The organism is Acinetobacter sp. AG3 (assembly GCF_022343575.1).
In the GTDB taxonomy this organism is placed as follows: domain Bacteria; phylum Pseudomonadota; class Gammaproteobacteria; order Pseudomonadales; family Moraxellaceae; genus Acinetobacter; species Acinetobacter guillouiae.
In genome coordinates this window covers 810,505-822,609 of the sequence record NZ_JAKQZD010000001.1, presented here as the reverse complement: position 1 = coordinate 822,609, position 12,105 = coordinate 810,505, and the positions used below count along the sequence as shown (strand labels likewise).

The 12,105-nt window shown below is 38.3% G+C and carries 10 protein-coding genes; 5 read left to right on the top strand and 5 right to left on the bottom strand.

Translation table 11 applies throughout. The features are described from left to right. Positions 1–14: 14 nt before the first annotated feature. The 3 genes from L3V46_RS04030 to L3V46_RS04020 form a co-directional block, all read right to left on the bottom strand. Positions 15–167 carry a hypothetical protein gene (locus L3V46_RS04030; RefSeq protein ID WP_004723764.1) on the bottom strand — a complete coding sequence of 51 codons (153 nt, stop codon included), beginning with the start codon at positions 165–167 and terminating at the stop codon, positions 15–17. A gap of 145 nt (positions 168–312) precedes the next feature. Continuing rightward, positions 313–477: a hypothetical protein gene (locus L3V46_RS04025; protein ID WP_004723765.1), complete on the bottom strand. Its 165-nt coding sequence runs from the start codon at positions 475–477 to the stop codon at positions 313–315. Between the two features lie 83 nt (positions 478–560). Further along, positions 561–2,183 carry a mechanosensitive ion channel gene (locus L3V46_RS04020; protein ID WP_239044980.1) on the bottom strand — a complete coding sequence of 541 codons (1,623 nt, stop codon included), beginning with the start codon at positions 2,181–2,183 and terminating at the stop codon, positions 561–563. A gap of 534 nt (positions 2,184–2,717) precedes the next feature. On the opposite strand from L3V46_RS04020, the gene L3V46_RS04010 reads away from it, so the two are divergent. After that, the gene (locus tag L3V46_RS04010; protein WP_004817681.1) at positions 2,718–3,140 is read left to right on the top strand and encodes a hypothetical protein; all 423 of its coding nucleotides are present in this window, start codon (positions 2,718–2,720) and stop codon (positions 3,138–3,140) included. A gap of 108 nt (positions 3,141–3,248) precedes the next feature. On the opposite strand, the gene L3V46_RS04005 is transcribed toward L3V46_RS04010, so the two are convergent. Beyond that, positions 3,249–3,698 (bottom strand): ABZJ_00895 family protein, encoded by a 450-nt coding sequence (locus L3V46_RS04005; RefSeq protein ID WP_034613776.1) that lies wholly within the window; start codon positions 3,696–3,698, stop codon positions 3,249–3,251. Positions 3,699–4,176: 478 nt separating this feature from the next. Then, positions 4,177–5,388, bottom strand: coding sequence for a multidrug effflux MFS transporter (locus L3V46_RS04000; protein ID WP_004817686.1), 1,212 nt, complete (start codon positions 5,386–5,388; stop codon positions 4,177–4,179). Positions 5,389–5,534: 146 nt separating this feature from the next. On the opposite strand from L3V46_RS04000, the gene yccS reads away from it, so the two are divergent. From yccS to L3V46_RS03980, 4 genes are all read left to right on the top strand, one after another. Further along, entirely contained in the window at positions 5,535–7,709 is a 2,175-nt protein-coding gene (yccS, locus tag L3V46_RS03995) for a YccS family putative transporter (RefSeq protein ID WP_081401510.1), read from the top strand. A 99-nt stretch (positions 7,710–7,808) separates the two neighbouring features. Continuing rightward, positions 7,809–8,369, top strand: a complete 561-nt coding sequence (locus L3V46_RS03990; RefSeq protein WP_004817689.1) for a YcxB family protein — start codon at positions 7,809–7,811, stop codon at positions 8,367–8,369. Positions 8,370–8,528: 159 nt separating this feature from the next. Beyond that, positions 8,529–11,171, top strand: coding sequence for a PepSY domain-containing protein (locus L3V46_RS03985; RefSeq protein ID WP_239044979.1), 2,643 nt, complete (start codon positions 8,529–8,531; stop codon positions 11,169–11,171). A 124-nt stretch (positions 11,172–11,295) separates the two neighbouring features. Further along, positions 11,296–12,081 (top strand): YdcF family protein, encoded by a 786-nt coding sequence (locus L3V46_RS03980; protein ID WP_239044978.1) that lies wholly within the window; start codon positions 11,296–11,298, stop codon positions 12,079–12,081. The last annotated feature ends 24 nt before the right edge of the window (positions 12,082–12,105 follow it).

Here is a 12,105-nt window from a genome sequence, read left to right as displayed (position 1 = left end):
AATAGATAGAAAGCTTATTCCAGATAATCTGTTTTAAATAAAATAAGTTGATTTTGGATTTGCTGCTTCTGGGTCACACGTTGAATCGCCAAATCCATCGACTTTAGATCATGGTTTTTTGCAAATAACGACTGATGAATTTTGTGTAAAAAATAGATGATCTTCATTTCAATTCCTTTGAAAATGATATTTATCAGATGAGTGAGTTTTATATTGCCTACATATTCACCCATTCAATCTAGACAATAAATCATCTGATGTCTATCTATTTTCTATAAAAAAACCGATAAAATTCATGCTTTGTAAACACAATCACTCTTGAGATTTGTTTTGAGATTCATGTTGTTGCTTAACAATTTCGGACGGTTGCTTTTTCGGTTTTGCAAACACAAATTTATAAGCACTTGCTAAAAAACCCACAGTGATTCCTGCAATCACAATGGGTGCAATGAAATTATTTGGCTTTTTCTTAGACATCTCTATTCCCTCTCACTTTTGACCTAAAAATAAAAAGATCGATCAAGCATCAATCCTGATCGATCTTTAAAAGAATTTAAATGTTAATTCGGGTCATCTTTGTCCTGTTTCAATGAATCAGTAAGTGACTTGTACTCATTTTCAATCGCAGGGGTATCCGCGGTTACTTGCGTAGCGTCTGTACCACTTGGCTGTGATGAATAAGTATTTTCTTGCTTTAATGGATTCGGTTGATTTGCCTCTTTCTTGGCTTTATCGATTAAATCCGTTAAAACGCGTTCTGCAGGTTGACGTCCACCTAGACCAAAGGCCAATGCAAAAGCAACTGCCACAGAACCCAAGGTTAAGCCAAAAGCAAGATTAACGATCGAATCGGCAATTCCCATGGCTTTTAAACCCATTGCAATCACCAGCCCCATGATCAAAACACGAACCAAGTTGCCTAACCATCTTGAACTATTGTACTCACCACGTTGCACCACATTCGCCACGATATTGGCCAACCAGAAACCGATCACCAAAATCACTGCGCCTAACAAAATGTTGGCACCAAAGTAAATAAACATTGAAATCAAATGACTAACTTGTTCAAAGCCCAGTCGATTTGCCGCTTCGGAAACAGCAAATAACATGGTAAAGAAAACAATCAGATAACCAATGATACAAGAAACTTTCGTGTCACCTAAAAAGCGTTGTAAATCTAATTTTGCAGGAATTTCATCAACACCCGTTCCAGCAACAACTTCTGAAACCAAACGCCCCACAAAACGAGACACCACATAGGCCACAATTAAAATTAATCCGGCTGCAATAATATGTGGAATTGCATACATGATTTCACCCAGCATTGCGGTTGCTGGTTGTGAAATAGCTTGTATACCAAGTGCTTCAAAAGCCACAATTAACGCAGTAATCATGACAATGGCAAAAACAAAAGAACCTAAAAACTTCGCTAAACCTTGGTTTGAGTTTTTAAATAGCCCTACTTTTTCAATTTGGGTTTGTAAATTTAGACTGTTGATTAAACCCTCAACAATCCCGCGCAGGATTTTTGCCAAGATATAACCGACAAAAACGATGACACCCGCAATGAAAATATTTGGTATATAAGAGACTGCCTCATTCAGCATGTTCTGCACTGGAAGCAATAAGCCTTGCAAACCTAAAATTGACAATACAATTGGTAAGAACAGCAATAAAATTAGCCAGTACACAATATCAGCGATATTCTGACTGATCGGACTGACCCCAACATCGGCACTTAATTTCTCATCAAGTTGAGTCCGATCCAAGGCTTTTTTCAAGCCGACTTTAACCAGATTTGCCACAATCCAGCCAATAAACCCAATGGCGACGGCAGCCAGTAATTGTGGAATAAACAATAAGAATTGCTGAATCATCAAACTAAATGGGCTGCTTACGCTGGTAAGATTCAGCACATTTAATGCACCAATCACCGCGATCACCATCACCACCCAAAAAACAATTCGAGAAACAATACTTTCAATATTTGAACGATGACCTGTTGCTGAAGACAATTTTGTATTTGTACCTAGTTTTTCTAGGATTTTTTTAATTCCTGCTGCAACAATCAGTGCAATAATCCATCCCACAATAAGGATGGCAACAGCGGCGAGAATCGGGTGAAATTGATCCCAATAATACATGGCATCAAATCTCCCCCTTGTTTGTAAAATTTCATTCATTTTTTATTTCCTCAAGTTATAGATTTATAACAATCTGAGCGTGCTCAAATGACTTTAAGCAACATTCTTTATTTGAATTGGATACTTGATGAATTACTCTTCTACTTTATCTATTGCTTATATAACGAGCAAATTTAACTGCATAAATACAACAAAAGCATGCAAAAATGAAAAACTCCAGCTTTGCAGCTAGAGTTTGTCTGATCAATATAATCTTTATAGATGATTATGGGATTAAACCCAGTCGGCGATCATGTAAACAAGCAAGGAAACAAGAAATAACCCCACAAGAATAAGCATATAAATGGGTAAGCGATTCTTATGCGTTATATCTTCAGTACTTGTTACATAAGATGGTTTATTGAAATCGTGTTTCATGACGTCCACCTCCATCGAATTGATGTATTTTTATACTAACAGGCTATTTATGATCTGTGTGTAAAAATATTTTAAGCAAAAGTAAATTTTAATTCGAGCAGTTCTTGAAAGATAAATGAGCTATAATATGTACCCCATTTTTTGGCTATTGTAGATATGGCTTATCAACGACAAAGTGTCGAGTTGGACTTGGACACTGATGTCACGCATCAATGCTTCACACATACATCAAGAGATGACCATCTCATTGGAATTATTGAATTTAATAAGCCTAGTTATATTCTAAAATGGGGCGATTTAGAGTATTTCCGTCGCCGTACAGATGAATTATCCGTTATGCCTTTCCCAGAATGTATCAATGCGATGATTATTGATATTCGCAATATTGTGCCATTTCTGGATAACGAAGTTCCAATCGTGCCATGGCGCTTACTTGAAGAAGACTGCCCGATACGACTTGTTGTGCCTCAAGATCGTTTAGAACATTATGCAGGGATCTTTGAACCAACGTGGTTAACCACAGACATTGAAATTGCCATTCAAGAATTACGCGAATTTATGGATATGTTCGTACACTAACAGCATATCCATAGCTTAAAAATAAAATTTATTTTTTGCTTATTTGTATTGACGCAGATTTCATCAATGACTTTTATTTCTCAAAGTAAAGTCAACAATTTAAACAGATCATTGACCAAACATTTTAGCCGCCATACGCTGTGCTTGCTTTCCATAAAACCAATAGGTAATTAAATATAAAGGGATTGCCAACATCAGCAACATGATCAATGCAGTGAGCAAAAATTGAGTATTTTGCAGATACATCACAAAAGTTTTCCACACGTCTGGATCATTCTGAGAAAAAAACCAAACACCCGCAAATACCCCAAGTAAATTATAGCCCCAAAATATTGCAGTATAACCAAGGGTCAGTTTTTTACGCTCTTGGTCTGTAGGCGCACGGCGTTGTTGCTTGAGAAAACGATATAACACGATAATCATCGCAATCAAATAAGGTATTGCGGTTAACACGCCAGCAATTTCATTGGGCAATAATGCAGCCAATACACCTGCAACCATGGTCAAGACTAAACAAAGCAGCAAAAACCACAAAAAATATTTGTTTAAAGACACCATGACGACAGCCTAGATTGCATAAAGAACAATATTATAATTTTTTTTCAACTTTTTTTCATTTTCTTGTCAACCAATTTGAAACTGTTGTCGTTATATAAGTATAAGGTCTGCAGCAACCAAATTGATTGCACGGCATCCGCAAAGAGATTTGGAGACCTTCTCTCAGAGAAACTAAAAACTTATGCTTCTTAAGATTCAACTTAGCAGCCTGAATCTTTATAACGAAGTATTTTGGCCGACGATTTACTCATCACTCGAATCGTCGGCTTTTGTTTTTCTGGTATTTGTGTTTTTATCATGTCTGCTTTGACCGCATGTATGAATATCGCGTACTTATTCTAACAATACAATCTCTTAGAACCTGTCAATTTCCTCATACTTGAATAAAAAATACAGATCGTCTTTGATTCGATAAAACAAAGCTCACTTTTGTCTTATAAATCAACAAAACGATCTCATGTTCAGTATCGGTATAAACTTAAATTTGTTTCATCTTGAACTGTTGAGCCACTTTTAAAATTGCCATAAACCCAGCCACAGTAAAAGCCAACATCAAAATTCCCATATTGAATAAATGATTCCATACAAGAAAATTCAATACCACACCGCCCAATAGACCACACGCAAATTGCATACTGCCCATAATTGCACTTGCAGTTCCTGCTCTTGAGCCTTGTTCAGACATCGCCAATGCCATCGCATTCGGTCCAGTAAAACCAATCCCTGAAACAGAGAAAAATAAACCTAACATGACAATCACCAATGGTGCATCAGACATGAAACCTGCGCTGACAATAATTAATGCGCCTGTGACTTGAATCAAACCACCAATTTTCAAGCGCAGGATCACCGAGAGTTTGTTGGCTAAACGCTTATTGATAGAAGACAGTAAAATGATACCAAAAGCATTAAAACCAAAGGCAATAGCAAACTGTTGCTGAGTTAAATGATAACCATCCATCAACACTGCTGCCGCGGAACTGATATAACAAAATAGTGCTGCGCCAGTAAAACAACCTGCCAACATTGGAAAGCGAAAGCTTCGATCTTTAAAAATACAAGCATATAAAATAAACACTTGTTTAAAGTTGAGATGCAGCCTGCGTTCTGGTGCGAGTGTTTCCTTAAATAAAAAGTGTACACAAAACAAGCAGAACAGACCAATCACAAACAAGGCGATAAAGACGCCTTGCCAACTAAAGAATTGTAGAATGGCGGCACCCAAAGTTGGAGCAAGAATCGGGGCAATCCCCATCACAATCATCATACTGGAAAAAGCTTGCGCTGAACCTTGCACATCTAAACGGTCTCGAATTGCAGCTCGTGCCATCACCACCCCCACACAGCCCCCTAAGGCTTGTAAAACACGTGCGGCAATCAACGACCAATGATCAGGTGCTAAAACACACAACAAGCTGGCAAAAGCAAACAAGGTCATACCAAAATAAAGCGGTTTCTTACGCCCGATACGGTCACTGATTGGACCATAAATCAATTGACCAACAGCAAGACCAAAAAAATACGCCGGCAAGGTATTAGCGATCTGCTGGGTTGTCACATTAAAGTCTTGCGCCATTTGTGGCAATGCTGGCAAATACATATCAATGGATAAGGGACCCAAAGAGGTAAATAAAGCCAAAAGCATAATCCAGCCCGTTGAATACTGCTGACCCACGTTTTTTTCAGACATAGATGGTTTATAATTTGATAAGGAATGTTGCAGACAAGTTTACACTGTCCATTGTATGATTTGTCACAAAGATAAGTGAAAAGCCATATAAGCCAAATCGCATTTCCCAAGTACATAACACCCTATTGATTTAACAAGGATTTCCTTTGAACACTTGGCTGTTAAAACTCAGAAAAGCAACCTACAACACAAGTTTCATGTATAACTTGAGAATGATCATTGCCTTTACAGGGACTGCATTTGTACCTTATCTGTTGGGACAGCAGTTAATGACCATTCCACTGACCTTAGGGGTGGTTGCAGCAGGTCTCAGTGATATAGACGATCGCTTCTCTGTACGTATCATGAATTTGATCTATACCTATATCGGATTCTTTATCACCGCTGCCTCAGTGAGCCTGCTCTTTCCATACCCTATTCTGTTTGCCTTAGGTTTGATTGTTTCTTGTATTGGTTGGATTTTATTGGGTTCTTTGGGACGTCGCTATGCCACCATTTCTTATGGCTGTTTGGTGGTCTCTGTGTATTCCATGCTTGGGGTGCATTTATTTGATCAATGGTATATCCAGCCAAGTCTATTGGTGATTGGTGCAATTTGGTATGGGCTTATTTCAACCATCAGTTTTTTACTGTTCCCGGTACGGCAAGTTCAAGACAAATTGTCTCAATGTTTTTCATCATTAGGTAATTTTCTGTTTTCCAAATCTAATTTGTTTGATGTCGATATGACACCGACCAGCTATCAAGACAGTATGATTAGTTTGTCTATGGAAAATGGACAGCTCATCAGCATTTTTAATGATATGCGTACTGCCTTGTTGACACGTTTAAAAGGTGACCGAGGACAACGTGATACGCGTCGTAGTTTACAATATTACTTTGTTGCACAAGATATTCATGAACGAGCCGATTCAGCACATATTGATTATCAAAAGCTGGCCAAAATGTTTGAACATAGCGATGTGTTATTTCGTTTTCAACGCATTTTAGCGCTGCAAGGCAAAGCCTGTAAGGATTTGAGTGATAGCATCTTACACCGCACCACCTACCAGCATAATGTCCGTTTTGAGCATGCTTTTAAAAACCTCAGATACTCGTTGGATAAACTTAAAAAAGAAGAAAATTATGACTTAATTTGGGTCAATTCACTGTTTGCGCTTTATCAAAACTTAAAGTCGATTGATGCCCAATTACAAAATCTCGAAACTGAACGACATATAAAATACGATCAAAGTAAAAATTTCGAAAACCAACTTAAAGATGATGACCTCAAAGGTTGGGATGATATTGTCATTCGAATCAAACAAAATTTAACCCCTGAGTCTGTACTTTTTAGACATGCAATTCGCGTTTCGATTGTTTTATTTATTGGCTATGTTTTTGTGCAACTCACCAATATTGAATACGGTTACTGGATTTTATTAACCGCGCTGTTTGTCAGCCAACCGAACTTTAATGCGACCAAACGACGTTTGAGATTACGGATTATTGGAACCTTAGGCGGCATTATTTTAGGTTATGCAATTTTGTATTTTGTGCCCTCTATTGAAGGACAACTCTTATTACTCGTACTTAGTGGTGTATTGTTTTTTGATTTACGCAGTAAACAATATGCCCAAGCCACTGCCTTTATTACCATCATGGCGCTGATCAATTTTAACTTGGATGGGCTTGGCTATGAGGCAGCGCTACCTCGTATGATTGATACAGTGATTGGCTGTGCCCTCGCCTGGTTCGGTGTCAGCTTTATTTTCCCTGACTGGAAGTTCCGTCGTTTACCCCGCACCATTCAACGTTCACTGGAAGCTCAATGCAATTATTTGGCCAATGTAGTCGCTCAATATCATCAGGGGCGCAATAATAGTTTAGAGTATCGAATTGTTCGTCGTGCTGCACATAATCGAGATGCAGATGTTGCCTCACTGATTTCAACCCTTGCCACTGAACCAGATTTTGACCCAAGTCAAAAAAGCTTAGCTTTTGAGTTCTTATGTTTAAATCATACCTTTCTTAGCTATATCGCAGCACTCGGTGCACATCGCGAGCAAGTGAAAGACCAACAAGTGCTTAATCTATTGGATCAAGCTTTAGATGATATCTCTGGGGCTTTATTACGGGATGAAATGCCTGATTTAACCGCGCATAATATGTTGAAAGCCATTCGTACCCGTTTAAGCCAATCCGAGTCAGAAGACTCTAAATCACTCATTATTCTTCAACAATTGTCATTAATGTTCAGTATTTTAAAGCAACTGAGTAGCTTGAAACAGAATTTAAGCCATGAACGAGATGATCAATCTACTGAATTGGCTTCTTTATAAATCTGCATCAAAATTGCATCGTTATTTGGTACAATAGGTGCACTAAATCTTGAGATTTAGTGCTAAACTCTGACTAGATTTACATACATTACTGACACTATGACTGCCAAGAATATTTACGCTTATACCTTACAACCTGTTCCGTACGAAGTTTCGGAAGCCGAACAACGCGGCGCTCAACTTGCAATTTGGCGTAGTACCAATAAAATTGGGATTAAAGCTTGGGCAATCATGGGTGTAGCAGTCATACTCTCATTACTTGGCATCGCTTTAATTAAAAACTATTCAACCATTATTTTTTGGGTGGTTCTTGCTGCAGTTGCCATCTATCTTTTGGTTCGCAAGTTCGGTCTTGAATGGTATGTAAAACGCAAGATGAATGAATTTCCAGTTCAGGAAATCAAAGGTGTAAAATTAGGTGTACAGCCAAGCGGTATTGTGATGCGTCAACAAATGGGTGTACAAGAAGGTGTTGGAACAGTGGCTTGGAAAGACATTTATGAATGGTACAACACCCCTGAATTCTTACTGGTAAACTTTAAAGTGAAAGGCCAACAAGGCGCATATATTCTACCTAAACGTATGGATAGCAAGAATTTTCCCTTTGAAACACTGCGTAAACATTTAAAAGAAGTTGTTGGTGAACCCAAGACACTTTAATTTAAAATTTTAAAAGGCCTCCATTTTTGGAGGTTTTTTTGTACTTCGCTATTTTAATAAAAATGATAATGAGAATAAATATTATCTGCAAAATTCATTATCTCTCCGATTTATTCAGCTATAATTTGCTATCAAAAATATTCTGCCCTTTGCATTGCCATGTTTAAAAAGACTTTTTTTCAAATTCACTGGTTTCTAGGGATTACAGCTGGTTTAATTCTCTCAATTATGGGAGTGACTGGTGCAATCTATTCTTATGAACAACCTATTCAAAGATGGTTAAACCCAGATAGCTACACGGTAAAAGTTGAAAATCAGGCAAAACTCACGCCTGCTGAAATTTATCAACATTTCCAAACCCAAAACCCTGAAATGAAGATCAACAGTATTACTATTGCGAAAGCTGCTGAAGAAGCTTCAAACATTAATATTGTCAAAGAAGGCGCACGTAGAGGTTATACCATGATGGTAAACCCTTACACGGCCGAAGTTCTTCCTGAAGTGAAAGGCAAAGATTTTTTTCAATTTATACAGCAATTACATCGTAACTTAACTGTGGGTGAAGTCGGTAAACAAATTACTGGTGCCAGTACCTTGATGTTAATTTTCTTTGTACTCAGTGGGCTCTATTTACGCTGGCCGAAAAAGCATTCTTTTAAACAATGGTTTGCCATTAAGCCTAAACTCAAAGGTCGTAATTTCCTTTGGGATCTACATGCTGTTGTCGGAACATGGGTAGTGATCTTTTATTTACTTTTAGCATGTACAGGACTGTATTGGTCGTATGACTGGTGGCGTAATGGTATGTTTAAAGTAATGGGGGTTGAACGACCTCAGCCTGAAATGCAAGCGGCACGCGGTGGAGAAGGTCAAGGACGTCAAGGGGCTTCTGGCAATCATCAACAACAACAACATGGCGAAAAGCAAAATCCAACGGCAGGTCATCAACAACCAGACCGTGAAAATAAGCATGAGAATAAAGAAGGTTTAAAACCAGAACAAATTCAACATATACTTACTCAAACATGGAATGGGTTTAATGCTCAAATTAAACGTGAATATTCGACCCTGACTGTTTCGATTCCTAAAAAGCCAGATGGTAAAGTTGAACTCACCTTTGTTGATGCTATTCCACAACATGAGCGTGCACGAAATAAAGCAACCTATAACTATCAAACTGCACAAATTGAAAAATTAGACTTATACGAAAGCAAACCACTCAATGAAAAAATCATGGGAAGTATGCTCCCTGTGCACCGTGGTAGTTTCTTTGGCCCAGTTTTTCAATTCATCGCAATGCTTGCAGCATTGGCAATGCCATTATTTTTTGTTACTGGATGGATGTTATATTTAAAACGTCGTAAGCAAAAGCGACTTACGCTTGCTGCAAAACAAGCGGGTTCAGCAATTCAAATTGATCCAAACGCAACACCTTGGTTAATTGCTTATGCCTCTCAAACAGGAATGTCTGAGCAATTGGCATGGCGCACCTCAACCAGTCTGCAAGAAGCCCATCAGCCAACAACAGTAAAAGCTGTACAACAACTCTCTGAAGATGATCTCAAGCAAGCCAAACAGATTCTCTTGATTGCAAGTACCTATGGTACAGGTGAAGCACCTGACTTAGCCTCGCACTTTGAGAAAAAGCTCATGGCTACATCATTGGATCTTTCGCATTTAAAATATGCGGTTTTAGCATTGGGTTCACAAGACTATCTTGAGACTTATTGTAGCTTTGGGTATCGCATAGATGCATGGTTAAAACATTCTGGTGCGCAACAATTGTTTGCTACACTTGAAGTCAACAATGGCAATAATGCAGATATCCAACATTGGAATGACGCTTTAGCAAAAGCCACAAAACTCGATCTACAAACAATGTCTATTGATAAAGTTTTTGATCAATGGCGTCTAACAAAACGAGAATTACTCAATCCAAACAGCTTAGGCGCACCCGCATTTAATCTTGAATTACAAGCCAGTTATGATACAGCATGGCAAGCAGGTGATATTGCTGAAATTCAAACGGGAAATAGTCCAGAACGTATTCAATTGTTCTTGGATAAATATCAAGTTCATGCAGAGACAAAAGTGGATTCACTCGAACAAAGCATTCAAGAAGCGCTTTGGAATCGCGATTTAACTGTTGCTATTGAACCTTTTGTCAATATGGAACACTTACTCGAGCAACTCCCTACGCTACCAACTCGTGAGTATTCGATTGCCAGTATTCCAAGTCAGCAAGTGTTGCGTTTGGTGGTTCGTCAGCAACAAAATCCTCAAGGTGAGCTTGGTCTCGGTTCTGGTTGGCTGACAGAACATGTGCAATTGCGTGATAAAATTGCGTTAAGAATTCGTAATAATGAATCTTTCCATTTAATTACCGATAACCGCCCGATTATCTGTATCGGAAATGGTACCGGGATTGCGGGATTAATGAGTTTGATTCATGCCCGTGTTCGTATGGACTATACTGAAAACTGGTTGATTTTTGGTGAACGCCAACAAGCAAACGATTATTTCTTTAAAGATACAATTCAAGCTTGGCAAAATACAGCAATGCTAAAACGTATTGATTTAGCTTTCTCTCGTGATCAAGCTGAAAAAATTTATGTACATCATAAACTGCGTGATCATGCCGAAGAGCTGATAAAATGGGTGGCCAATGATGCGGTGATCTATGTCTGTGGCAGTATCAATGGTATGGCAACTGATGTTGATCTCGCTTTAATTGATATCCTTGGAGAAGACACCGTTGAACAATTACGTTTAGATGGTCGTTATCGTCGTGATGTTTATTAGGGTCTATTGAATAAATTTACCCACCAAAACCGAGCTCAATTGCTCGGTTTTTTTTGATTCATATATAATAAATGCACAGATTTCGTTTAGAATTAGACTAATTTTTAATGATTTGTTTTCACCCATGTATAACAATAAACTCTTCCGCATTGTCTTTTTTTTGCTGGGATTTGTCTTATTCCTCGATGGATTTATTTTAATTTTATATAAAAAAATCCACTTAGGAACAATACTCCCTTTGCTGATTGGCTTAGTCTTTATCACTACAGCGCTATGGAGCCAACACATTCAGCAGTATTTGGCCCAACACTTAAAGTTAAAGAAAATCTGGCGCTTAGGATGGGTTCTATTTACACTTTGGTCAGTCAGCTTAATCGGCTTCTTTGGTTATATCCACTTAAAATCCCAACAAAATACAGCAGAAAATAATCTACAAGCCATTATTGTGTTAGGCAGTGGCATTACCCAAGGAAAAGCCTCACCGACCCTGGCAAAACGTTTAGATCAAGCCGGTGAAATTGCGAAACAACAATCACAAGCTTTGATCATTGTCAGTGGTGGTTTAGATTTTGGTGAAGAAAAACCTGAAGCAGAAATTATGTCGCAATATTTACAAGAGCATATGCAAATCCAAGCCAGTAGAATCCTACAAGAAAATAAAAGTACCAGTACTGACTTAAATCTAAAAAATAGCCAAGCGATTTTAAAAGCGCATGGTTTAACTTTAGACTCTAAAATTGCGATTGTGACCAGTGATTTTCACACCTTACGTGCCGCAGCAATCGCCAGAAAGCAAGGCTATCATAACTTCATTACTGTAGGTGCTGAAACTCCACTCACGACACGCTATAACGCATGGTTAAGAGAGTATTTTGCCTATATCAGCGGTTGGGTGCTCGGTGAATATTAAGACGCAGGACGCCATATCATTGTT